Below are 24,339 nucleotides of genomic sequence, written 5' to 3'. Positions count from 1 at the left end.
AGAATTTTTCACGCTATTCCCTTTTCCTGTTTTCGGGCTCATTTCCGGAAATGAAGCCAAAAACGGAATTGGGGAGATAACACCAAATAAAAAAAGCCCCGGCTCTGTCTAGAACCGGGGCTTTTGCACTTTTAAATAATGGCCTACTCTATGCCGTGCATTTTCTTCTTGAGGGTACCGTTCAAGGCCAGCATGATCAAGCCTGCCAAGATTGGAACGAAGGTGAAAATCAGGAAGAAGCCAGAGATGGAGTATTCCGCGGAAATTCTGTCAATGAAAGAACCAGTCAGACCACCCAGATAGTTGGCGAAGAAGTTGGCCACAAACCAGATACCAAACATCAAGCCCACCAATCTGGCCGGCGACAACTTACTTACATAAGAAAGACCTACCGGCGACACGCACAGTTCACCTAAGGTATGGAACAGGTAGGCCAAGATTAGCCACACCATTCCCACAGAGGCCGTCTGGGCACCTTTCTCAATAGACATACCGCCGTAGGCCAAAATACCAAAGCCAATGCCCAGCAAGAATAAGCCCAAGGCAAATTTCACCGGTGCAGATGGGTTGTATTTGGTTTCCCAGAGTTTGGAGAAAACCGGGGCCAGGGAAATAATGAAGAAGGAGTTCAAAATCTGGAACCACGAAGCCGGCACCTCAGTGGCATCTGCGGCAAACTCACGCTGCAACATCCAGATTATAATTCCCCAGATAATCAAGAAACTGATGCCCAGGAAAAAGTTGGAGAACGGAATGGTTTTAAAGGTTTTGGTAAACAGATTCCAGAGAACGCCTGTCAAGATAAGCATGGGCACCACCACCAAAATAGAATTCACCCATTTAAAGATATTGGCGCTGTTGCCTTCCAGCAAACGGTTGGTGTAGTCATTCGCAAAGATGGTCATGGAACCACCGGCCTGCTCAAACGCCATCCAGAAGAAGATGGTAAAGAAGGCTAGCACTGAAATCACAATGATTCTGTCACGCACCACGTTTGCGGGCGCTTCCTCTGAACGGGCTTTGGCCGTCTCGGCCTCCGTGGCTTTCTTCGGCTTAAGACCATTGTCCCCAAACAGATTTTTGGAGAACAGGAACTGCATCATACCAAAGAACATGAAAATACCGGCTAACCCGAAGCCGTAGCTCCAGCCCACTTTTTCGCCAATGTACCCACACAACAGAATTCCCAGGAACGCGCCGGAGTTGATACCCATGTAGAAAATGGTGTACGCAGCGTCTTTCTTCTCTGGGTTCTTGGTATAGAGCTGGCCCACCATGGAAGAGATATTCGGTTTGAACAAACCGTTCCCTATTATAAGGAGTCCAAGACCGGCGTAAAAGAGAATCTCGGTTTCAAAGGCCATACTGGCGTGGCCCAGGGTCATCAACAAAGCGCCTAAAATGATGGCGTTGCGGTAGCCTAAAAATTTATCTGCAATTAAACCCCCGATAATGGGCGTTAAATAGACCAACGCGGTATAAATACCGTATAAGTGCAGTGCTTCATCACGTTCCCAGCCCCAGCCGCCTTTGGCCAGCGAGGAAGTCAGGAATAACACGAAAAGCGCACGCATACCGTAATAACTGAACCGCTCCCACATCTCCGTGAAGAAAAGAACGAATAACCCCGGCGGATGACCTTTCTCTACCGTAAGCGTATTTTCCCCGTACGGGATATTGTGCTTGCTCACGTGGTCAGAAAGCGGATGATCTTTTTCAGACATAAAAGTTGTTGTTTGTGAGGTTAGTGATGTAACAAAGATGGTAAATATACTATTCAGGGTTCATACAGCCAAAATTTAAGCCGCTTCCCGCATTTTTAGCAGATTCCTTTTAACGTTATGAAAAACAACCGTTAGTTTTTTATAAATTTGTCAACCATTTTTCATGCTTGGCAAAGCACTTTGATATTTTAAAAAATAAACCGTCCTTTATGAAAGAATTTGGCAATAATCAAACCCCAATGGACTTAAAAAGCTTAGGAATCAATCAGGCGAAGGAGATAGCATGGAACCTTACTCCGGCTCAGCTAGTGGAGGAAGCCCTTAAAAACAACGAAGGATACCTCACTGACACCGGCGCCCTGATGTGTGACACCGGCAAGTTCACCGGACGTTCGCCAAAAGACCGCTTTGTTGTGAAGGACGAAAACACCGAGAACTCGGTTTGGTGGGGAGATGTGAACATTGCCTTTGCGCCAGAGAAATTTGACGCCCTTTACCAAAAGATGGTGGCCTTTTTGGCTGACCGCAAACTGTACGTGCGTGATGCTTTTGCCGGCGCTCACCCAGAATACCGTTTAAACCTGCGCATTGTAAATACCCAGGCCTGGCAGAACCTCTTCTGTTACAACATGTTCCTGCGCCCTACCGCAGAAGAACTTCAAACCATTTCCCCGGACTTTACCATTGTATGCGCCCCTGAATTTCAGGCTGACCCAGCGGTTGACGGTACGCGCCAGCCAAACTTCGCCATCATCAACTTCACCAAGAAAATGATTTTGATTGGTGGCACTGGTTACGCGGGTGAAATGAAGAAAGGTATTTTCTCTGTCTTGAATTATCTGTTGCCACACGAAAGAAATACGCTTTCCATGCACTGCTCGGCCAACGTGGGCAAAAACGGCGACACGGCTATCTTCTTCGGATTGTCTGGGACGGGTAAAACCACCTTGTCAGCCGACCCTAACCGCGGTCTGATTGGCGACGACGAGCACGGCTGGACCGAAGACAGCGTTTTCAACTTTGAAGGCGGCTGCTACGCCAAAGTAATTGACCTGAGCCGCGAGAAAGAACCGCAGATCTGGGATGCCATTAAGTTCGGGGCCATTGTAGAGAATACCCGTTTTGTGGAAGGCACCCGCACGGTAGATTACGCCAACAATTCGGTGACCGAAAATACGCGTACGGCCTACCCTATCCATCACATTGACAACGCCATTGAGCCGTCACGGGCTGATATTCCGAAGAACATTTTCTTCCTGACCGCTGATGCCTTTGGCGTGTTGCCTCCCATCTCTCGGTTAAATAAATCACAGGCCATGTACCACTTCATTTCGGGTTATACTGCCAAGGTAGCGGGCACTGAAGTAGGTGTAACTGAGCCCCAGACCACGTTTTCCGCTTGCTTCGGCGCGGCGTTCCTGCCGTTGCACCCTACCAAGTACGCCGAGATGCTGGGGAATAAAATGACTGAGAACAACGTGAACGTCTGGTTGGTGAACACCGGCTGGACCGGCGGTGCCTACGGAACTGGTTCGCGTATGAAATTGAGTTACACTCGTGCCATGATTACCGCAGCGTTAAACGGTGAACTGGAAAACGTGACGTTCAAAAAGCACCCCATCTTTGGCGTGGAAATGCCTACCGAGTGCCCTAATGTGCCCGCTGAAATTCTGGACCCGCGCAACACCTGGCAAGACAAAGAGACCTATGACCAGAAAGCCAACGAACTGGCCAAATCTTTTGTGAAAAACTTCGGGAAATACGCTGACTATGCCAACGAAGAAATTTTAGCGGGTGCCCCAGCGGTGGCTGTTGAAGCATAATTTTTAATTACATCCTTCCATCTTATTAAAGCCTTCTGCTAAGCAGAGGGCTTTTTTTATAGCTGTTGTAGAAGCTGTCCGTTTTTGGCTTAGATTTGAGAAACGAGCCCGAAAACGCTATTAAGATATGCACCTGTTCTACACGCCTGACCTTTCCCCTGACGCTGCTGATTACACTCTCTCTGAGGAAGAATCCAAGCATTGCTCGCGCGTGCTGCGTTTGGGCGTGGGCGATAAAGTGACGCTGATTGATGGTTGGGGCGGTTTGTTCAGTTCAGAAATCACAGAGGCCACCGGCAAGAAAACGAAGCTCCGGATTTTAGAAAAGCAGATTGAATTTGGCAAGCGCTCCTATAGAATCCATATAGCCGTGGCCCCTACCAAAAATATGGACCGCATAGAATGGTTGGTGGAGAAGGCCGTAGAAATGGGCATTGACGAAATCACCTTCCTGCAATGCGCCCGCTCAGAACGCAAGGCTCTGAACTTGGACCGGATTGAGAAAATAGCCGTCAGCGCCATGAAGCAAAGCTTGAAAGCCTACATGCCAAAGCTAAATGAATTAACGCGTTATACAGATTTCTTAAAGTCCACTAAGGCCGAAAACAAATTCATTGCGCATTTGGTTGAAGGCCAGGAAAGACATTCACTTGCCAAAAGCATTTCCGGCGAAGCGGAGTATTTAATCTTGATTGGCCCCGAAGGCGATTTTTCCCCGGAGGAAGTGGATCAAGCCTTAAAAGCAGGCTTTAAAGCGGTGACATTGGGAAGCAGTAGACTTCGTACAGAGACGGCAGCCTTGGCTGCCTGTCATACCATTCATGTGCTTCTGGACGTTTAAAAATGGTGGTGAAAAAATTATGCTACTGAAAATTTAGGGACGCAATACCTAGCGTCTTGGCTCTATGAAATGGTAACTTGGCAATGCGTGAAAGACGCAAGGTATTGCGTCTCTACATCAACTGGGTTCCACCAATCATAATATGTTTTATTCCATCGCCAATTAAGGTTTTAGTGCTCCAAATCAGAAACGCATGCAAAAACGCATTTATATATTCTCACTCCTTTTGCTTCTCAGTGTAACTGCCGCTTGGGCGCAACGGCCCAGCTTTGCTATTGCGCGGCTCAAATACGGCGGCGGCGGTGATTGGTACGCCAACAAAACCTCGTTGCCCAACCTTATTACCTTCTGCAACCGCGAGCTCAAAGCCAACATCAAATCCCAGGAAGAACCCGTGGAACCCGGCAGCCCTGAGATTTTTGACTACCCCTTCGTGCACATGACCGGCCACGGCAACGTTATTTTCACTGAGGCAGAAGCCCAGAACCTGCGCAAATACCTGAGCAGCGGCGGCTTCCTGCACATAGATGACAACTACGGTCTGGATAAATTCGCGCGGCGCGAAATGAAAAAGGTGTTCCCAGAGCTGGATTTTATTGAACTGCCCTTCAACCACCCGGTCTATCACCAGAAATATGATTTCCCCAAAGGCCTTCCCAAAATCCACGAACACGACAACAAGCCCGCCCAAGGCTTCGGGATTATCTACAAAGGCCGGTTGGTGTGTTTTTATTCGTATGAAAGTGACTTGGGTAATGGCTGGGAAGATGTCAACGTGCACAACACTCCCGCTGAGAAGCACCAAGCTGCCCTTCGCATGGGCGCGAATTTAATCTCTTATGCGTTGACGAGTTTTTAGCTTACAACTTAAGAAGTTGGGGCCTTTTGAAAGATGAAAACAATAGAGAAGTATTTGTCTCACCCAGAATTGGAGTTAATTCCACAATTATTGGGAGAACACGTTTATATGATTTACTGCAAAGGATTGAGCGTTAATATCAATCTTAATTTATTTGAGTCTACTGCATTCTCACTGTCTACAAAAAAAGGCTTTTTTAATTTTGAAACTCACTGGAGAGACTTTGATGATTTTGAATATTACCAAATAGAGCTTAGCCAATCAGACACTCCAAAAGAAATTAAAAGAAGTGTGGAAGCACACTTACTAGACCCTTCATCCATTAATATTACTCCATCAAGTGCTATAATTAAAATCGAACTCTTTGAAGACAAAGATGAAGAAGAGTGGAATAGCGAAGGGAGGGAATTGATAACTGTAAAATACGATTCTTCATTTTTGTTCACTCAACAGGATGAAAGACAATTCTTAGTTGGAATTTCTGAGACTATAGCAGATTTGACGCTTTTCATCAGAGATAAACAAGCTATAATAGACCATCTTTCTCCAATGAACAAAAGACTGGAGTGGAAGTAAGTTGTCAAATTCTAAAAACCTTTGCTCTTGTTGGTGTTCTCACCAACAAGCAGAATAGCGCTGGCTGATGGGTTTGTTGGTGAGAACACCAACAAAGGTTTCTTCTACTTCTTTTCTAAAAAAGATTGTGATTAAAACCTCAAAAGTTTAAAATTTCACAGGCTTTCCTGTTTTCGGGCTCAATTCTGAAAACGAGCCCAAAAACAGAAAATTCTAGCAGCTACCTATCAAGAACTACCCACAGTTTTTTCGTAAATTTGGAGTTGGAGCCAAGGATTTTGGCGGAGAAGCATGGAATTAGCAAGATTAGAGATTAAAGGCTTTAAAAGCTTCGGCGATAAGGTCACCATCAATTTTGACAGCGGCATTACAGGCATTGTGGGCCCCAACGGCTGCGGCAAGTCTAACATTGTAGACGCCATCAGGTGGGTGTTGGGAGAGCAGAAAACCAGAAATTTGCGCTCAGACAAGATGGAGAGCGTGATTTTCAATGGTACCAAAAATCGGAAGCCACAACAGTTAGCCGAAGTCAGCCTCACGTTCAATAACAACAAAGGCATTCTGCCCACGGAGTACTCGCAGGTGACCATCACACGCCGCTATTACCGTTCTGGTGAAAGTGAATACCTGCTTAACAACGTCACCTGCCGCCTTAAAGACATCAATGACCTTTTTCTAGATACAGGTATCGGGTCAGATTCTTACGCCATCATTGAGCTCAAGATGGTGGATGATATTTTGACAGATAAGGACAATTCGCGCCGGAACCTGTTTGAGGAAGCCGCCGGTATCTCCAAGTTCAAGGTGCGTAAGAAGCAGACCCTGCGCAAGCTGGAGGAAACTGATGCAGACTTGGAGCGCGTGGAAGACGTGTTGTTTGAAATCAGCAAGAACCTCAAAAGTCTGGAGCGCCAGGCCAAAACCGCCGAACGCTACATCGGGCTGAAAGACGAATACAAGAAACTGAGCCTGGAATATGCCCGCCGCAACATTGGTCATCACCAGGAAGCGCTGGAACGGCTGGAGAACGAGCTTCAGAAAGAAACCAACCGCAAAGGCGAATATTCTGAGGAACTGGCCGCGCTGGAAGATGCCGTGCAGGAGCAGAAAACTTTGGTAGACCGCACCCAACTGCAACTCCAGAACACCCAAAAAGAAGTCCACGAACATACCAGCCAGTTACGCCAACTGGAGAACGAGATAAAACTTAAAAGCGAACGCAATCTGTATCTGAAAGAGCGCGCCCGCACCTTGCACCAGCAGATAAACCAAGATACTACCAACATCGGTCAGACCGAGGCCAGCTTAGGGCAATTGCAGAATGATCTGGAGCACGTGCAGGAAGAATTGCTGGTGTCTGAGGAGCAGCTGAACATGACCAAAAAGGAAATGGCCCATGTGAACCAGCAGAAACAAGACCTCCAGCGTGAAATGCAGGAGAAAACCATGGCCCAGCGCCAGCTGCAGAACGAGGTTTTCTCCCTGAACAAGAACATTGAGATAACACAGGTCCAAATCCAGACGCACCGCGCCGAACTGGAGCGCATGCAGCAGATGGAAGGCTCTGAAAACCAATTGGCCGAGCAATACCAAGCTTCGTTGGCCGAAACCCAGGAACAATTGGAAGAAGCGCAAAGCCAATTGGTGGCCTTGCAGGAAGCTGAGCAGCGGCTGCAGGAGGAAATGACCCAAACCGAGACCACCCTGCAAGAATACCGCCAGCAATTAATTGACATCAACCGCCAGCTGGACTCTAAGAAAAACCAATACACGCTCACCAAATCATTGGTTGACAACCTGGAAGGCTTTCCCGATGCCATCAAATTTCTGTACAAGTCCAAGACCTGGCAGAAGCCGGCCCCGCTCCTCTCAGACATCATTTCCTGCGACCAGGAATATAAAGCGGTGATTGAAACCTACCTGGAGCCATACATGAACTTCTTCGTGGTAGACACGCCTTCAGACGCCGTGGAAGCCATTCACCTGCTCAACAACCAGAACAAGGGCCGCGCCAGCTTCATCATTCTCTCTGAGGTGGAAGACCTGGAGATGCCCGCCACCTTGAGCACGCCCAAGTACAAAGCCGCGCTGGAAGTGGTGCAGGCCGAGGAAAAATACCACTCGCTGCTGCGGTACATGCTCAACGAGGTCTACATCAGCAGCACTTCTGACACCGAACTTTACCTGAGCGACGGTCGCACGTACATTTTGAAAGACGGCTCGGTGATTAAGAAGCCCTTGAGTTTGTCGGGTGGCTCGGTGGGATTGTTTGACGGGAATCGGCTGGGCCGGAAGCAGAATCTGGAGAAACTGGCCGAGGAACTGGAGGCGCTCAAGGAAGAGCAGGAACTGATGAAAAGCAAAATCAGCACCCTGCAGCACGTCCTGCAAAACCAGAAGGAATCTACCCAGTCAGAGGCCATCAGAGTGCAGGAACGCACCATCAATGCGCTGCAGCAGGAACTGGTGAGCCATAAAGTGCGCTACGAACAGTTCACGCTCAACCTGCAGAACCAAGCCAGTAAGAAAGACGAGCTGTTCGAGAAACTTCAGGAACTAGGCGAAAGCCTGGCCGACCTTCTCCCCGATTCTGAGAGCAAGAACATCAGCCTGAAAAGCTTTGAGAACGATATTCAGGGCTTATCACAACTGCTTGAGAAACAAAACGAAATCATCTCTGAGGTCAGCGGAATCTTTAACCAGGAGAACATCAAGTTCCACCAGCTAAAGAACCGCCTGCAGAGCATTCAGCAGGAACTTGCCTACAAACAAAAAACCGTTTTGAACCACCAGGAACGACTGGTGCAACTGCAAGATGAACTAGCTCGCGCCGAGGACGAAACCGTGGCCCTGGAGCAGTTTGTGGAAGACCAAACCGAATTGCTGGAAGAAGGCATGGTCGCCCGCAAAGACATGTCTAAGGAGTTGGACGAGATTGAGAAAGCCTATTTCCAGCTGCGCGGTGAGGTGGACGAGAAAGAGAAAACAATCCGGGAACTGCAACGCAAGAAACAGAATACAGACGAGGTGTTCCAGAGCATGAACCAGGCCATCACCGACACCCGCATCAAACTGGTGGCCGTTATTGAGCGCCTTTCCGCGGAATTCAACATGAACCCTGAAGACCTAGCAGAAGCCCCTACCGAAAAATTGGACATCCCCAACGAGGAACTAAGCCACCAAGTTAGCGCCATCAAGCAGAAGTTGGAGAACGTTGGTCCCGTGAATCCCATGGCCGCTGAGGCATACCAGGAAATTGAGACCCGTCACCAGTTCATCCTGACTCAGAAGAATGATCTGGTTGACGCCAAAATGCAGCTGCTAGACACCATTGCAGAGATTGACACGGTGGCCAAGGAGAAGTATCTGATTGCTTTTGACCAAATCAAGGAGAACTTCATACGCGTGTTCCGGTCTCTGTTCACTGAGGAAGACACCTGTGATTTATATATCGCAGACCCCAGCAACCCATTGGAGTCTAAGATTGAAATCATGGCCCGCCCCAAAGGCAAGCGCCCATTGACCATTAACCAGCTGTCAGGCGGCGAGAAAACTTTGACGGCCATCTCGCTTCTGTTTGCCATCTATCTCTTGAAACCGGCCCCGTTCTGTATTTTTGACGAGGTAGACGCACCTTTGGACGATGCCAACATAGACAAGTTCAACAACATTGTGAAGGAGTTCTCTGGTGAATCCCAGTTTATTGTGGTGACGCACAACAAGCGCACCATGGTCTCTACCGATGTGATTTACGGCATCACCATGCTGGAAGCCGGAGTGTCAAGAGTGATTCCAGTAGATTTGCGGGAATTGGCGCCGGAACCGGAATCTCAATCAGCCATTTCGGCGTAGCCAGAATATTACATAAATTAATATTCCCGTTTTTGGGCTCATTTGCAGAAATGAGCCCAAAAACGGGAATATTCGCTACTGAACATATTGGAGGGGTTTTGCTGCGAAGAACCACGTCGTGTCGGTGCCACGACGCAAAAGTTTCGTTTTTGCCTTCGTTTTCAAAAATGAGCCCAAAAACGAGAGTTCACAAATCTTATTAGTTGCTATCGCACTCCCTGGCTTGGGAATCTTGGGGTGACGGTGCGGTAGAAGTCCAGGATTTTTTTCATGTCCGCGTCAAAATCTCCGGTAGGTTGAATTAAGGGCCCGACGCCGGCTTCTTTTTTGGCATAGTCCAGGTAGCCTAACAGAATAGGAACATTGGCGCCTACGGCCGTATAGTAAAACCCTTTTTTCCAGCGGGGTTGGTATTTGCGCGTTCCCTCGGGCGTTACCAGCATCACCATTTCGTCATGGGTCTTGAAAATGTCTACCATGGCGGCAACTAAGTTATTGTTCTTTTTGCGGTCCACGGGCACGGCGCCCATGGCTTTGAGCAAATACCCCATCGGGAAAAAGAAAGCTTCTTTTTTAATGGTCAGTTTCACGGGCACATCCATGAGGTAGAACGCCGCGCGGGCGTATACAAAATCCCAGTTGCTGGTGTGCGGGGCGGCAATCATGATGGCCTGCTTCACATTGGGGGGCATGCCGCCGTTGAGTTTCCAGCCGCTAACCTTAAAAATCAATGATGCCAAAGCCTTCCCAAACATAGATAGAACCGTTAGTTGAACTACAATATTACAAAAAAAACCAGCCACTGGGCTGGTTTCTTCATTTGATACGACTTACCGGTTCATGGCCAGTTTTCTCTCCCGAAAGAGATACACCTGCAAACCAAGGTTCAACGAAGGGCCAAACTCGGTATGCGACCGTTCGCCTTCAGCGGGGAATTTCTGCTTGAACCTGGAGAACATGACGGCGGGCTCAATGGCCACTTTGGGATTAATAAACAAAGCGTATCCCACGCCTCCCCTGAATTCATTGATGTCAGATTTCTTTCCGCCGTAAACATTGTTAACACCCATGGCAAAGCTCGCTTCAGCAAATACGCCGCTGTTTAGGTAATAACGGGCGAAGGGCCCTAACAAAACATAGGTGGTACGGGTTATGGCTGTTTCCCGTATGTGCACTCGTTCATGGCGTACATTACCGCGCACACCCAAGGCAAAATCATGCATGAAAAAATAGCCCACCTTGGCATCTAAATCATATTGCTGGGCATTGCCCTTGCGCTCTGTGGCTCCGTTAATTTCTTTGATTGACCGATAAGAACCAGACAAGCTACCGCCCACCATCACAGACCGTTCTATCACTTTAGCGGGAATCAGGGTTCCTCTGTTTTCCTGAGCCAGGGACGCGTGAGAAAAACCGATAAATATAGAGAGAGAGTAAAATAGCTTTTTCATAGAAACCAGGTAAGTATGACACTTCAATTTACTGGCTTATACGGCACTTTATTTCAGGAATTCTATATTATAAAAACATTATAATAGGATTTTTCTGATACTTTTGAATTTTCTAGCGTTGGCTGATATTTAAAATCTCCTCTGACAGCGACAGGGTGTGCTCATAGCCTATCTCAAATATTTCTTTGGCCTTGGGCAGAGCGTAAATATGGTAATGTTTGAGCAACGGGGGTTCCAAATACAGATGGCAAAGCGCCATTCGTTCCCGCACGTTGGCGTTGAGGGCTAAATGGAAGACCCGTTCCGTGACATTTCTGATGCTCCCAATTTCTGCCTGGTGATGTATGGGGTTCACATGCACGCCTATGATCTGGTCACATTCGCCCTGCAGGCACTCTACCGGCAAGTTGTTGATGAGGCCGCCGTCCACCAGCATTCTGCTGCCCTGGGCCACCGGTTTAAACAAGACCGGCACCGCCGAGGAAGCCATCAAAGCATCTGCCAACAACCCTTCAGTGAAATAAACGGTGGACGCCTCCACCAAATCCAGGGCCGAGATAATCAGTTTGCCAGATACATCAGCAAAAGTTTTTTCTTGCAGGTATTCAGTGAAAATGCTTCTGAGGGCTTGGTTCTGCAGCACGCCCCGGTTAAAGGCAGGTTTAAGAAAACGCGTGACCGATACGTCTGTGGCAATTTCCAGCACCTGGTCTGGGGTGTACCCCGCCGCTACAAAGGCTCCCGCAATAGCCCCGGAACTCACGCCCGAGATGACATCTACCTTAACGCCCAATTCTTGCAGCGCCTTCATCACGCCCAGGTGGGCAATGCCGCGCGCTGCGCCACCAGAAAGGCAAAGGCCAATGCGTGCCATGGCTACAGTTCTGAGAAAGGAAAGATCTGGTCCACCCGCACGCCTTTGTCTGTGTGCTTCACGGTGCAGCACTCATTAGTGGCGTCATGCTCAAAAAAGAGAACCCACTTGTCATCGGCGGCCTGTTTTAAAAAGGCTTCTTTCTCCTGGAGCGTGAGCAAAGGCCGGGTGTCATAACCCATCACATACGGCAAGGGCAAATGCCCTACGGAAGGCAGCAAATCGGCTACAAAACAAACGGTGTGCCCTTTGTACTTCAGCCGGGGAATCATCATCTTGTCTGTGTGCCCGTCAACAAAAGTGAGGTCAAACCCAGGAAGGAACTGGCTGGCCCCAGAATCTACAAAATTAAGTTGGCTACTTTCCTGGATGGGCAGAATGTTTTCTTTGATAAAGCTGGCTTTTTCCCGCGGGTTGGGTTGGGTGGCCCATTGCCAGTGGTCTTGGTTACTCCAGTACCGGGCATTGCCGAACACGGTTTCCAAAGAGCCGTCTTTGCCGTATTTTACAGAGCCGCCGCAATGGTCAAAATGCAGGTGCGTGAGAAAAACATCAGTGATGTCAGAGTACCCGAAGCCCGCTTTGTGCAAAGATTTCTCCAGCGAATCTTCGCCGTGCAGGTAATAGTGGCTGAAAAACTTAGCGTCCTGTTTGTCGCCTATGCCGTTGTCAATTAAAATTAGTCTATCACCGGTTTGCACCAGCAGGCACCGCATGGACCAGGTGCAGAGGTTGTTCTCATCTGCGGGGTTGGTGCGCTGCCAGATGGACTTTGGCACCACTCCAAACATGGCGCCGCCGTCTAGCTTAAAATTACCGGTAGGAATGGGAATCAGCGAAAGCGACATAAAGCAGGAGCGGTTTTAAGCATGAGAAAGAAAGACCTTGTGTTACGGGAAATGGTTCAGGAATTCTGTTTTCGGGCTCATTTCCAGAAATGAGCCCGAAAACAGAAATTTATTCTGTCACCACGCCCATTTCACCAAACTTCTCAATGCGCTGCATGATTCTGTCTTCGGGGCGCACAGCCTGCAGTTCTTCCAGCGTTTCCATGATTTTCTTTTTCATGGTCTTGAGCATTTTGGTGGGGTTCACGTGCGCGCCGCCCAGCGGTTCTTTGATAATCCCGTCCACCAATTTATTGCCCAACATGTCTTTGGCGGTGAGTTTAAGCGCTTCGGCGGCCTGTTCTTTAAAATTCCAGCTTCGCCATAAAATAGAAGAACAAGATTCCGGCGAAATCACCGAGTACCACGTGTTCTCCAGCATATACACTCTATCTCCGATGCCAATGCCCAAGGCACCACCGGAGGCACCTTCGCCAATGATAATGCAGATCACAGGCACTTTGAGCATGAACATCTCTTTCAAGTTTCGGGCGATGGCCTCGCCTTGTCCCCGTTCTTCGGCCTCCAGGCCTGGGAAAGCGCCGGGCGTGTCTATGAACGTGACAATGGGTTTGTTGAATTTCTCAGCGAGCTTCATCAGGCGCAAGGCCTTGCGGTAACCTTCTGGGTTGGCCATCCCGAAGTTACGGTGCTGGCGCTCCTTGGTGTTCCGGCCTTTCTGCTGGCCTATGAACATGATGGTTTGCCCGTCAATTTCGCCAAAACCGCCCACCATGGCTTTGTCGTCGCGTACGTTCCGGTCGCCGTGCAGTTCCACAAACGAGGAGGTGAGGCCCTTTATATAGTCTAAGGTGTAGGGTCTCTCTATGTGACGCGACAGCTGTACGCGTTGCCATCTGGTCAAGTTGGAATAGGTCTCTTTCTTTAGTGATTTTATTTTTTCTTCCAGTGCCTGCACCGCCTCAGACACGTCTACCTGGCTTTCTTCGGCCAGTTTTTTCATCTCGGCTAATTTTCCCTCTAAAGATGCGATGGGTTGTTCAAAGTCTAACAGCATATGGCGCCTTTACGTGTTGCGTTTGTGTGACTACAAAGGTAAACGAAACTTGCATAGTTTAGTAACACCTGTTTATAGCGGTTTCTGTAAAATTTTTCAGTTTGAGAATGAGCCGTTTAGTGAATTATTGGTCTGGCCGCGCCTTCTTTTACACAGTAGCGCTTGTATTCTACTCTTTAGCCCCCCATATTTGCAGCATCAAAGGCAGACAACGGGTTTGTTTCTGGTACAAATTGGTCCGGTAGTTCAGTTGGTTAGAATGCCGCCCTGTCACGGCGGAGGTCGCGGGTTCGAGTCCCGTCCGGACCGCATAAAAAGCCTGTAAGAGAAATCTTGCAGGCTTTTTGCGTTACTGCCTCCTTCCTTCTCCTGTTTTCGGGCTCATTTCTGAAAATGAAGCCTAAAACAGAAAAACGCCTTTAGCCAAAACAAATTCTCTTGGGTCTGGTTTACCGTTTATAAACCCAAGCTCTCATTCAAATTCCGGTAGGCCTACGCTGTAAAAGCTGGTTCAGGGTAATTGACATAGCGATTCTAAGCTTCTACTTTTTTCGAAAATTAGTGTTGAATTGTAGATAGAATAAATGATGCTTTTCTGAGTCTATCAATTCTGAATTATGGCCCTAAACTTATCATTTAATGATTTAACACCAATTTTTCTTGGAAACAATCCATTGAAAATGTACTTTTACCCATGAAATTTTGAATCTGTAGAAGATTGAAAACTCATTAAAAATTGACTTTTTAAATTTTTTATAAAAAGTTCATTTATTCGGCGGCGAAACAGGCACATTCAACCCCCAGAATCAGCCTTTCATCGAATACAAACGCCTCACGACCAAATCCCCCTTGGTATAGGCATAAACTAAATTTACCTTTGAATCATTCATTTTCACCTTCACCAATGGAACGATTTTCGTACATGGTTCACTCAAAGGCAACAACAGTTAAAACAATTCTTGGGCAGATACTATTTTGCTCTTCCCGTCCCCTATTCTTGTTGTTACTTCTTTTAGCCTTGCTGGCAGGCCATAAATCCCAGGCCCAGACCACTATCACAACTATTAAAGCAGGCAATTTCTCTGACCCAAGCACCTGGAATTTAGGCCGGCAGCCCAACAATTCTGATTTCGTGGAAATTAAGCACGCGGTAGCCTTTAATGTAGGAGAATATTGGGTGGGTCAAAATGCCAAAGGTCAACTAACCATCACCGCTACTGGTTCTCTCATTGGTAATGGCAAATTAGTGGTAACTGCCAAAAACTCCCTCTTGTCTAACCAAGGCACCTTAGAGATTGGTCGCTTACAGTTTGGGATCAACGGAACAGATTCTGCTTTCTTTGTCAATTCTGGCGTAGCCTTAATTAAGGAAAACGATCAATGGCAAAGAGGTGCGGTGACCAACAACGGCACCCTCACGGTCAACAGTGACGTGATTATGCATAACATCACGTTTAAAAACAACACTGGCAAAACGGCTACCTTCCAGAGCAACGTGCAGGTAAACGTTAGCGCCCAGATACTCAACAACGGGTCCATCGCCATTAACGGCACCTCAGATTATGCCTTGAACTTAAACCAGGGCACCTTTAAAAATCACGGGGATGTTGTAGTGAAAGGCCGTTTGAATTTCGCCAGCGGTTCATCCACCACAACTCCTAACTACCTGCACAACTATAAAACCTTTAAAGCAGACCGCGTTTATTTTAACTACGCAAGCTCCCTTAACAACTGGGGAACCATGGTTTGTACCAATGACTGGGTAAACAACCAAGGTTTGGTATTGAACTACCCTTGCGCCACCATTGAGCAATCTACTACCGGTAAAACGTTTGAAAACCGCAATGCTGGTGCTGTTTTGACGAACAATGGGTATGTTAAGGTGGTAGGAAATTTCACCAACACGGCGCAAGCTGTGGTGAAAGGAAATGGCACCATTCACGTGTCGGGTTACTCTCTGAACACGGACCAGGCGAAAATGGAAGGCACGCTGTGTTTTTATGACGCCACTGCCAAAACTGCAGGCAAGATTTTAGATGAAGCTACCCGCAACAATGCCACTATAGCCGCCACGGTACAAGCCTGCGCCACCGCTGTGGTTCCTGCCTGCGCACCGGCAGCCGCTGAATCGCAGGTTTGTAAAGCCTCTAGCGCTTGTTTTGAATTTATGTATAAGGGGTACGTGGTCAATACCAACGGCACCGTAACGCTTACCTTCACGGTGAAAACTAATTGCGGTGCCGCGTTAAGCAATGTGGCGTTTGCCCTGCCTGCTGGAGCCAAAGCACTTAACCCTAACAACAGCAATCCTAATTTTGACTATGATATAGAGAACACCACTAATGCTCCTTTCTATTCTGTCAAGTTTGAGGCCACCAGCGCCGAGGGCTTTAAGAATGGTGCTGAAGATACCTTTACCTATTCCTTAAACCAAGCCCAGTTTAACAGCCTTACCTCCATTAAAGTACAGGCCAAGGCTTCTACCACCGAAGGCTCCGTTACATTTGATGTGGCTGGTTGCTGCGCGAATACTGTTACCATTACTGGCCCTGCGTCCACTTGTGTAGGCTCTACGCAGGCTTACTCTGTGCCTGCTGCCAATGGCGTTCCTTTAAAATGGACGGTGCCAACTGGTTGGACTATCTTATCTGGCCAGGGAACGAACAGCATATCTGTGAAAATTGGCCCTGCCGCAGGATCAGTTTCCATAAAGCAAGGGTTAAGCACCTGCGGAACAAAAGAAGTAACCGTAAAAGCGCCAGCCTTAGTTACACAACAACCGGTATCAGTGATTACCAATACCATGAATGGCATTGCAGTGTTCACCGTGGCCGCTACTGGTGACGCCCTTACGTACCAATGGCAGGTTTCAAAAGATAACGCCACTTGGGTGAATGTGACCAACGGTAGCCTTTACACTGGAGCCACCACGGCCACCCTACGGGTAAACAAAGTCATGTCTTCAGAAAATAACCTGAATTACAGATGTGTCATTACGGGTTGCGGAGAACCTGCCGTCTCAAACCCTGCCAACCTGAAAGTAGGACCCAACCTGGCCGTCAACATCAAAGTGTTTTTAGAAGGCCCCTATAACCCCACCACGGGATTGATGAAGACAACCATGAATGCGGCTGGCCAACTTTCTAACCTCCAGCCTTTCAATTTTGGGTTGTATACCTACACCGGAACTGAAACGGTAAACCCTGGATTCTTCGCCTCTAAGCCCAACATTGTAGATTGGGTACTGGTGGAAATCAGAACTGAGCTTGACCCAAGACAAGTGGTGAGCAGAAAAGCCTGTCTACTGGGCAAAGATGGATTTATAGTAGACATGGATGGCGTGAGCCTCCCAGACTTCCTGAATGTGGTGGAGGGGAATTATTATGTGGTGGTAATTCATAGAAACCACGTGCCCATTATCTCTAAAAAACCGGTGAGTCTTACCGCTAACACCCCGCTTTATGATTTCAGCACAGACTTGGAAAAAGCTTCTGGCATCTTCCCACAGAAATTAATGCCCGATGGCAAATACGTGATGTATGCCGGTGACGCCAACGGAAGCACCAGCGTCTCTACTGCTGACTGGAACGAGTGCTGGATCAGAGACCACTTAAAAACGGGTTACCAGCTTTCAGATTTCAACATGGACGGTGTGGTAAATGGTGCTGACTATAACTTGTGGTTGAAGAACAACGGCAAAGTGACCCAAGTACCTCGTTAATTTCAATATGTCACTTATAATGAAAAATATATCTTTCTCCATTTTCATCAAAGTCCTGGTTTTCTTCGGCATTTATATGTCAGTGCAAACTAGCTATGGACAGGTAATCAATAACGGGACTGGCAATCTGATAGGCAGAATTAAGAAGGTTAGCAGTGAAAACAACACTTTAATTGTTTCCTTTAATCTTCAGTCTACTGGCATGCGGTTAGCCAATGCAACCCTAAAATTCACGTATGATGAAAAAGTCTTAGAACTAGCCGAGACCCCTATTCCTGAGTATCCGCGTGATTCTGACAACATGCTTAGTTCAGATGATTATTTCTTCCATAACAACTTAACGGGGCCTAAGGACGGAAGTGTCAATAATGGGTACAGCACCCTGTCTGTGGAAAAAGGAATTATGCCAACTGGTACTAACACAGACAACAAAACCTACCAAATTACCATTAATAATCAATTGATGGGCTCGCAATTAGAAGTGAATCCCTCTTCTAACATTCAAAAATTCCTGTCAATAAATGACTCCACTACTATTGTCACGTTAAAATTCAAAGTCATAGGTTCAGGTTATGCCAATATAAATTGGTTAAACCACACAGATGACTATGAAGTCATTCTTTTGAATGATAACAATGTAGATACTGAACCTAAAATAAAGCTGACCACTGAAAACATTTATGTGCAGCGGGATGAAGACAAATACAAAGTTCAACTTACCACCACTGGTACCGGCACTAAAAGCAATCCTATTGTAGTAACGGCTAAATCTCTGGAGGCTTTTGACCTTCAAGCCGGATCGGTTGGGTTTTATGTGTACTTCTATACAGCCAATACCAGTTATGTACCTGAAGAAACCAAAGACTTACTAGTATTGGCAAACAGTTTTGGCTGGAATCCCGCCACCATACAATTAGAAGAACTTCCTTTGGAGACCTTTAGAAAATACACCGTAGGTGGGTCAACTCAAGAGCACGAATCTTATTACAATTATAGAATCAAGTATATCAGCAATGCTGGCACGCAAAAAGATGACACCTGGAAACCAACTGCCACGCAAAACCTTTTGTCTTTGGTATTCAATGAAGTTCCAAGCCCTACTAAAGAATTGAAGCCTATAGATATTTATATAGAAGCAATTAGAGGAGACCAAGCCACTTCCACTACTTTTAAAGACTACAGTAACCTGGACCATAACGTTATTGAAGTACAGAGAGAATTTACGGTTAGGGAAACCACGCTACCTGTAACCTTAACAAGCTTTACCGCTACCGCTGCCAACGGCAGAGTCAACTTGAAATGGGCTACCGCTTCTGAAAAAGACAACAAAGAGTTTATTGTAGAAAGAAGCAGAACCACCAGCCAGTTTGAGCCTATCGCCACTGTAGCAGGCGGAGGCACCAGTACCACGGCCCTTACTTACGCTGCTGTAGATAGCAAACCTTTGGCAGGAACGTCTTACTACCGCTTAAAGCAAATAGATTTTGACGGAAAGTTTGAGTACTCTAAAATCATAACGGTCACCCAGAACTCCAGTGCCGCTGAGTCCATCACCATTACTTCGGTGCACCCTAATCCTTTCCAGAACAGAGTGGCTTTGCAGTTTAGTTTACAAGCCGAGGCGAATGTAGAGGTTAGCTTACTGGATTTAAACGGAAAGACTTTTTACTCCAAAACCATCAAAGCAAAAACAGGCGACCAGGAACATATTCTGGAAAACATGGGCAACCTTGCCAATGGCATCTATTTTATTAAAGTAGTGTCTAATGGCCAGGTGGCCGTCCAGAAACTGGTCAAGAGCAATTAAGGAGCAAGCGTCAAGTTTAAAAAAAGGGAGCCGGTTATTAAAAACTGGCTCCCCTTTTTTTGTGACTTCGGCAAAGTTCAACTTTCACAAGTAAGCCCTCTGTGAAATTCCGTTTTCGGGCTCATTTCTGAAAATGAGCCCGAAAACGGCATCTGTGCTAGATTCCTTTTCAAGGTCAACACTTTTGAGCTGTTTCCTCGTACTCCTAGGAACAACAAATTTGCTATGACCAAAAACGAGAACTCCATAGTCACGCACCCAGACGTGGTTTTGATAGGGGCCGGCATCATGAGTGCCACTTTGGGCCTAATGCTCAAACAACTGCAGCCGGACATCACCATAGAAATATATGAACGCCTGGACGAGGTAGCCTCTGAAAGCTCAGACGCCTGGAACAACGCCGGCACGGGCCATTCTGCCTTCTGCGAACTGAACTACACCCCAGAGAAACCAGACGGTTCCATTGACACGTCCAAAGCCAACCTCATAGCCGAATGGTTTGAGCAGTCGCGGCAGTTCTGGGCCTTTCTGGTGGAACGCGGCATTGTGCCAGACCCCAAGACCTTCATTAGCCCTGTGCCGCACATGAGCTTTGTGTGGGGCGAAAACAATGTGAATTTTCTCCGGAAAAGGTACCAGGCCATGGTGGCCTCTCCCCTGTTCCAGGACATGCAGTTCACCCAAAACCCAGACCAGATTAAGGACTGGATGCCGCTGGTGATGGAGGGGCGCAATGAGACCCAGCAAGTAGCTGCCACCCGCATGGACCTGGGCACCGATGTCAACTTCGGCTGCCTCACGAGAAATCTGTTCAAACACCTGAAATCCTTGGGTGGCGTGGAATTACACCTGAACCATGAAGTCACCAAACTAAAGCAAAAAGAAGACGGCCTGTGGCGCGTGCGGGTCAAAAACTTAGCCACTGACGTAAAACGCCGCGCCCGCGCCAAATTTGTATTTATTGGGGCCGGCGGTGGTTCCTTGCCGCTGTTGCTGGCCTCGGGCATTCCGGAAGGCGAAGGCTTTGGCGGATTTCCGGTGAGCGGGCAGTGGCTTAAATGCGTGAATCCAGACATCATTGCCCAGCACCAGGCCAAGGTGTACGGCAAGGCCGCCGTGGGGTCGCCGCCCATGTCGGTGCCGCACCTGGACACGCGCATGATCAATGGGCAGCGGGCGCTGTTGTTCGGGCCATATGCCGGGTTTACTACCAAGTTTTTGAAGAAGGGCTCCTTCTTTGACCTTCCGCTTTCCATTAAAGTCAACAATCTGCGGCCTATGCTGGCGGCGGGCTACACCAACATTCCCCTGACCAAATACCTCATAGGCCAGGTGCTGCAGTCAGATGAAGACCGCGTAGAAGCGCTACGTGAATACGTGCCTACCGCGCGCGCGCAGGACTGGGAACTGGAAGTAGCCGGACAGCGCGTGCAGGTGATCAAGAAAGACGAAGAGAAAGGCGGTATCCTGGAATTTGGCACCGAGGTGGTGACCTCCAAAGACGGGTCCATTGCCGCCTTGCTGGGCGCCTCGCCGGGTGCTTCCACGGCCGTGTCTATTATGGTGAGCCTGATTCAGACCTGTTTCCCGGAGAAATCAAAAACCCCTGAATGGCAGGCGAAGCTCAAGGAAATGATTCCAACGTTGGGCGTCTCGCTCCAGGAAAATCCTGAGCTGTGCGCCCAGGTAAGGGCCAGAACCAGCCAAATCTTGCAATTGACTTATATTCCAAAGTAACTTATCTATTTACAAGGCATTTGCGTTTTGGGGCTCATTTTCAGAAATGAGCCCCAAAACGCATTTTATTTTTAGGCCTTTGCCAATAGTATCAAAAGCAAAGATTCCCGAACTTGCTTTACGCTTTTGTCTTTCCATTTAGAATCAGAATCTATGTCTATCGAAAATTCCGCTGACCTGGCGGGCATAACCAGAATAAGTGAAGTGGTGGCACGGACGCTCAGAATCATGCGCGAGGCGGCCCAACCCGGCGTCTCTACCCTGGAACTGGACGAACTGGGCTACGCGTACCTGCAGCAGCAAGGCGCACGTTCGGCCCCCAAACTCATGTACAATTTCCCGGGCCATACGTGCATCAGTGTGAACCAGGAAGTGGCGCACGGCATTCCGGCTGGGCACAAGGTTCTGCAGGAAGGCGATTTGGTGAACATTGACGTATCAGCGGAGCTGGACGGGTTCTTCGCTGACAATGGTGGTTCTTTTGTGGTGGGGCAAGATGTGCAGCAGTTGTCGGGGTTGGTGCAGGCCTCGCAGCAGATCTTGCACAAGGCCATTTCCCAGATCAAAGGCGGCGTGCGCATTGCAGACGTAGGCCGCACCATAGAAAATGAGGCGAAGAAGGCCGGGTTCAAGGTCATCAAAAACCTGGCGGGCCACGGGGTTGGCCGGGCCTTGCATGAAGCTCCCGAAGGCATACTCAATTACTATGACCCCTACAACCGCGAGCGCTTCAAGAAAAACTCCGTGGTGGCCATTGAAACGTTCATCTCCACCTAAAAGCACCATTGCCGCCGAGAACGGCGACGGCTGGACCCTGGTAGGCAACAAAGGCGGCCACGTAGCCCAACATGAACACACCATTCTGATTACCAATGGCACGCCTATTATTCTTACCAAGTCGAATTTGATTTAGGAATTGTTTGGGTCTGGCGTTTTTGTCTTATTTCAATATTTGATTGCCACTTTTTTAATAGTGAGTATCATATCTAAAAAATAATATTTTTAATATCTTTGACCTGATGGAAAAATATAAATTCATTGACTTGTTTGCCGGAGCAGGAGGGCTATCAGAGGGTTTGGAAAGTGTTGGGTTTCAAGGCTTATATGCAAATGAAATTAAAAAAACATATGCTCAAACTTATGCTCTCAATCACCCAGAAACAAAAGTAGATTCGCGAGACATACGCTTAGTAGATGCAGCAAAAGTCAGAAATGAGCTCGGTTTAAAAAAAGGAGAGTTAGATTTACTTGCAGGAGGCCCTCCTTGCCAAGGTTTCTCTATTAACGCACCAAAGCGTGAATCAACGGATGAACGAAATCACCTTTTCCGTGAATTTATCCGTTTTGTTGATGAATTTGATCCAAAAGCTGTTCTCATTGAAAATGTACCTGGATTGGTATCCTACGAAGGAGGATCAACACTTCATGCAATCTTGATGGAACTTGAGACCCACGGTTATAATGCTGAAGTTAGAATTCTTTATGCCCCTCATTTTGGGGTGCCTCAAATGCGGTGGCGTACAATAATAATTGGAATGCAGAACTATAAGGATGTTTCCTCCGCATTTCCCGCTCCTTTCCATTCTGCGCCAGTACGGGTAAATTTCACTTCAAAATTCAAAGGACGAAAGATTGTAGCACTTCCTACTGAAGTTGAGTTAGCAAAATTTGTAAGTGTTAAAGATGCCTTAGATGATTTACCTGTTCTTAAAAACGGTGAAGAAGGAAGTTGGTTAAAACCTTATAAAAGCGAAGCACAAAACGATTTCCAAAGGCTCATGCGTATGGGTTCTTCAGGTGTAACCAACCACGAAGCCGCAAAATTGACAAGTGTAAATTTGGAGAGATTAGCATATATACCTGTTGGTGGCAACTGGACTAACATACCTGAATATTTACTTCCCAAAGGTATGCAAAAGGCAAGGCGCTCAGACCATACCAAGCGATATGGCCGGGTTGACCCTAATGGTTTATCATCTACAATTTTAACCAAATGCGACCCTCATTGGGGGGCTTATTTTCATTACGAAGATGATCGCACATTTACAGTTAGGGAAGCAGCCAGATTACAGACATTTCCCGATATCTTTAAATTCGTTGGGTCAAGAATTGAGCAGTACGAACAGGTAGGAAATGCCGTGCCACCTTTATTGGCGGCTGCTATTGGGCGTTCAATTGCCTCAGCATTAGAGTTCACTAAAAGCGAAAATTTAAGACTTGACATAGCGATTTAATGGCCTCAACTATATATGAATTTTTCGGCTACAGACCAGAAGACGAATCTTTACAAGCACTTGAGGCAGCAAGTAATTGCCGCTGTCCTATTTTAAAAGATACTTGTGAAAAGACGTTAAATGACGGCAAAATATCTGGCGTATGTTCGTTAAAGCCAATTACTAGCGATCCAGTAATTTGCTGTCCCATACGACTATATGCAGAAGATTATAAAATGCTTTCTGATATAGTAAAGATTGCATTTGGCAAAGATTACCCACTTGTTCTAGGTAAGGAAGCACTTAATAAGGTAAAATCCTCTAAGGCAGAATGCATTGCCGTATTCGGCAAGCGATGGGGTGGTGAATTACGTTTGCCTCAAAGGTCTGGTTCTGGGAGTTATTTTGTCGATTGGGTTCTTGCTAAACTTTCAAATGATGGTCAATTGGAAGAATTTGTAGCAGTTGAAGTTCAAACCATTGATAGCACAGGCAATTATAGAAACGGGGTTTTTGAATTGGAAGAAAGTAGAACTCAAGTAAAAACTACAGCAGGACTTAACTGGGAAAACGTTTCAAAACGAATTTTACCTCAGCTAATTTATAAGGGGCAAGTGCTTCAACGTGAGGAACTTTGTAAAAAGGGCTTATTCTTTGTTTGTCCTGAGCCTGTATACACTAAAATTACAAATAGATTAGGTGGACAAAAAGGTTTATTAAAATATTCACTACAACCCGCTTCAATAAGTTTTATCCCTTATAATTATGATTTTACGAAAAGCACAAATTTTGGGGAATTAATACCTTTAATGTCAATAGGAGCTCATTCAACTACGGTATACAAAGTGCAAGAAGCATTCAATAATGTGGCACTTCCTGAAGAAAATGTTTACAGAGATGGCATTCTTAAAGCTCTAGGCAATTAATTATTCTATAGTTTTATAAAATTAATTCTT

16 protein-coding genes, 1 tRNA gene and 1 pseudogene are annotated in these 24,339 nt (G+C 47.1%); 12 read left to right on the top strand and 6 right to left on the bottom strand.

The features are described 5' to 3' along the window. Positions 1–143 precede the first annotated feature (143 nt). Positions 144–1,724, bottom strand: a complete 1,581-nt coding sequence (locus IMY23_RS03635) for a peptide MFS transporter (RefSeq protein ID WP_192820785.1) — start codon at positions 1,722–1,724, stop codon at positions 144–146. 209 nt (positions 1,725–1,933) lie between these two features. On the opposite strand from IMY23_RS03635, the gene pckA reads away from it, so the two are divergent. From pckA to smc, 5 genes are all read left to right on the top strand, one after another. Next, positions 1,934–3,547 carry a phosphoenolpyruvate carboxykinase (ATP) gene (pckA, locus tag IMY23_RS03630; protein WP_192820784.1) on the top strand — a complete coding sequence of 538 codons (1,614 nt, stop codon included), beginning with the start codon at positions 1,934–1,936 and terminating at the stop codon, positions 3,545–3,547. A gap of 127 nt (positions 3,548–3,674) precedes the next feature. Further along, complete coding sequence (locus IMY23_RS03625) at positions 3,675–4,388, top strand: 16S rRNA (uracil(1498)-N(3))-methyltransferase (protein WP_192820783.1); 714 nt, start codon at positions 3,675–3,677, stop codon at positions 4,386–4,388. Between the two features lie 193 nt (positions 4,389–4,581). Next, positions 4,582–5,247 carry a DUF4159 domain-containing protein gene (locus IMY23_RS03620; protein WP_192820782.1) on the top strand — a complete coding sequence of 222 codons (666 nt, stop codon included), beginning with the start codon at positions 4,582–4,584 and terminating at the stop codon, positions 5,245–5,247. A gap of 33 nt (positions 5,248–5,280) precedes the next feature. Beyond that, positions 5,281–5,823, top strand: coding sequence for a hypothetical protein (locus IMY23_RS03615; RefSeq protein WP_192820781.1), 543 nt, complete (start codon positions 5,281–5,283; stop codon positions 5,821–5,823). 291 nt (positions 5,824–6,114) lie between these two features. Beyond that, entirely contained in the window at positions 6,115–9,675 is a 3,561-nt protein-coding gene (gene smc / locus IMY23_RS03610; protein ID WP_192820780.1) for a chromosome segregation protein SMC, read from the top strand. A 206-nt stretch (positions 9,676–9,881) separates the two neighbouring features. Here the strand turns inward: smc and IMY23_RS03605 are convergent, their stop codons facing one another. The 5 genes from IMY23_RS03605 to IMY23_RS03585 form a co-directional block, all read right to left on the bottom strand. Next, complete coding sequence (locus IMY23_RS03605; RefSeq protein WP_370589821.1) at positions 9,882–10,415, bottom strand: lysophospholipid acyltransferase family protein; 534 nt, start codon at positions 10,413–10,415, stop codon at positions 9,882–9,884. Positions 10,416–10,505: 90 nt separating this feature from the next. Further along, positions 10,506–11,033 (bottom strand): hypothetical protein, encoded by a 528-nt coding sequence (locus IMY23_RS03600; RefSeq protein ID WP_192820778.1) that lies wholly within the window; start codon positions 11,031–11,033, stop codon positions 10,506–10,508. Between the two features lie 205 nt (positions 11,034–11,238). Next, complete coding sequence (locus tag IMY23_RS03595; RefSeq protein ID WP_192820777.1) at positions 11,239–12,000, bottom strand: patatin-like phospholipase family protein; 762 nt, start codon at positions 11,998–12,000, stop codon at positions 11,239–11,241. A gap of 2 nt (positions 12,001–12,002) precedes the next feature. Continuing rightward, on the bottom strand, positions 12,003–12,848 hold the full coding sequence (locus IMY23_RS03590) for an MBL fold metallo-hydrolase (protein WP_192820776.1): 846 nt from the start codon (positions 12,846–12,848) through the stop codon (positions 12,003–12,005). A gap of 109 nt (positions 12,849–12,957) precedes the next feature. Then, the gene (locus IMY23_RS03585; RefSeq protein WP_192820775.1) at positions 12,958–13,905 is read right to left on the bottom strand and encodes an acetyl-CoA carboxylase carboxyltransferase subunit alpha; all 948 of its coding nucleotides are present in this window, start codon (positions 13,903–13,905) and stop codon (positions 12,958–12,960) included. A 235-nt stretch (positions 13,906–14,140) separates the two neighbouring features. Here IMY23_RS03585 and IMY23_RS03580 point away from each other — a divergent pair. From IMY23_RS03580 to IMY23_RS03550, 7 genes and pseudogenes are all read left to right on the top strand, one after another. After that, positions 14,141–14,214 (top strand) — tRNA-Asp (locus IMY23_RS03580). A gap of 691 nt (positions 14,215–14,905) precedes the next feature. Then, positions 14,906–17,626, top strand: coding sequence for a hypothetical protein (locus IMY23_RS03575; RefSeq protein WP_192820774.1), 2,721 nt, complete (start codon positions 14,906–14,908; stop codon positions 17,624–17,626). Between the two features lie 202 nt (positions 17,627–17,828). After that, positions 17,829–19,433: a T9SS type A sorting domain-containing protein gene (locus IMY23_RS03570; protein WP_192820773.1), complete on the top strand. Its 1,605-nt coding sequence runs from the start codon at positions 17,829–17,831 to the stop codon at positions 19,431–19,433. A 225-nt stretch (positions 19,434–19,658) separates the two neighbouring features. Next, a complete protein-coding gene (locus IMY23_RS03565) occupies positions 19,659–21,170 on the top strand; it encodes a malate:quinone oxidoreductase (protein WP_192820772.1) in 1,512 nt (503 codons plus the stop codon). A 153-nt stretch (positions 21,171–21,323) separates the two neighbouring features. Then, positions 21,324–22,083: pseudogene (map, locus tag IMY23_RS03560) on the top strand (type I methionyl aminopeptidase). Positions 22,084–22,189: 106 nt separating this feature from the next. Next, the gene (locus IMY23_RS03555) at positions 22,190–23,404 is read left to right on the top strand and encodes a DNA cytosine methyltransferase (protein WP_192820771.1); all 1,215 of its coding nucleotides are present in this window, start codon (positions 22,190–22,192) and stop codon (positions 23,402–23,404) included. Continuing rightward, positions 23,404–24,309 carry a NotI family restriction endonuclease gene (locus tag IMY23_RS03550; protein ID WP_192820770.1) on the top strand — a complete coding sequence of 302 codons (906 nt, stop codon included), beginning with the start codon at positions 23,404–23,406 and terminating at the stop codon, positions 24,307–24,309. The genes IMY23_RS03555 and IMY23_RS03550 overlap by 1 nt, the downstream gene beginning before the upstream one ends. Positions 24,310–24,339: the final 30 nt, after the last annotated feature.

The sequence above is a fragment of the Rufibacter sp. LB8 genome, from assembly GCF_014876185.1.
In the GTDB taxonomy this organism is placed as follows: domain Bacteria; phylum Bacteroidota; class Bacteroidia; order Cytophagales; family Hymenobacteraceae; genus Nibribacter.
This window is presented reverse-complemented; position numbering and strand designations above follow the sequence as displayed.

Bases quoted from the DNA above. Each gene is read 5' to 3' on its own strand.
- IMY23_RS03595 (WP_192820777.1), bottom strand. From the start codon at position 12,000: ATGGCACGCATTGGCCTTTGCCTTTCTGGTGGCGCAGCGCGCGGCATT.
- smc (WP_192820780.1), top strand. From the start codon at position 6,115: ATGGAATTAGCAAGATTAGAGATTAAAGGCTTTAAAAGCTTCGGCGAT.
- IMY23_RS03555 (WP_192820771.1), top strand. From the start codon at position 22,190: ATGGAAAAATATAAATTCATTGACTTGTTTGCCGGAGCAGGAGGGCTA.
- IMY23_RS03620 (WP_192820782.1), top strand. From the start codon at position 4,582: ATGCAAAAACGCATTTATATATTCTCACTCCTTTTGCTTCTCAGTGTA.
- IMY23_RS03635 (WP_192820785.1), bottom strand. From the start codon at position 1,724: ATGTCTGAAAAAGATCATCCGCTTTCTGACCACGTGAGCAAGCACAAT.
- IMY23_RS03615 (WP_192820781.1), top strand. From the start codon at position 5,281: ATGAAAACAATAGAGAAGTATTTGTCTCACCCAGAATTGGAGTTAATT.
- IMY23_RS03585 (WP_192820775.1), bottom strand. From the start codon at position 13,905: ATGCTGTTAGACTTTGAACAACCCATCGCATCTTTAGAGGGAAAATTA.
- IMY23_RS03550 (WP_192820770.1), top strand. From the start codon at position 23,404: ATGGCCTCAACTATATATGAATTTTTCGGCTACAGACCAGAAGACGAA.
- IMY23_RS03570 (WP_192820773.1), top strand. From the start codon at position 17,829: ATGCGGTTAGCCAATGCAACCCTAAAATTCACGTATGATGAAAAAGTC.
- IMY23_RS03590 (WP_192820776.1), bottom strand. From the start codon at position 12,848: ATGTCGCTTTCGCTGATTCCCATTCCTACCGGTAATTTTAAGCTAGAC.
- pckA (WP_192820784.1), top strand. From the start codon at position 1,934: ATGAAAGAATTTGGCAATAATCAAACCCCAATGGACTTAAAAAGCTTA.
- IMY23_RS03565 (WP_192820772.1), top strand. From the start codon at position 19,659: ATGACCAAAAACGAGAACTCCATAGTCACGCACCCAGACGTGGTTTTG.
- IMY23_RS03625 (WP_192820783.1), top strand. From the start codon at position 3,675: ATGCACCTGTTCTACACGCCTGACCTTTCCCCTGACGCTGCTGATTAC.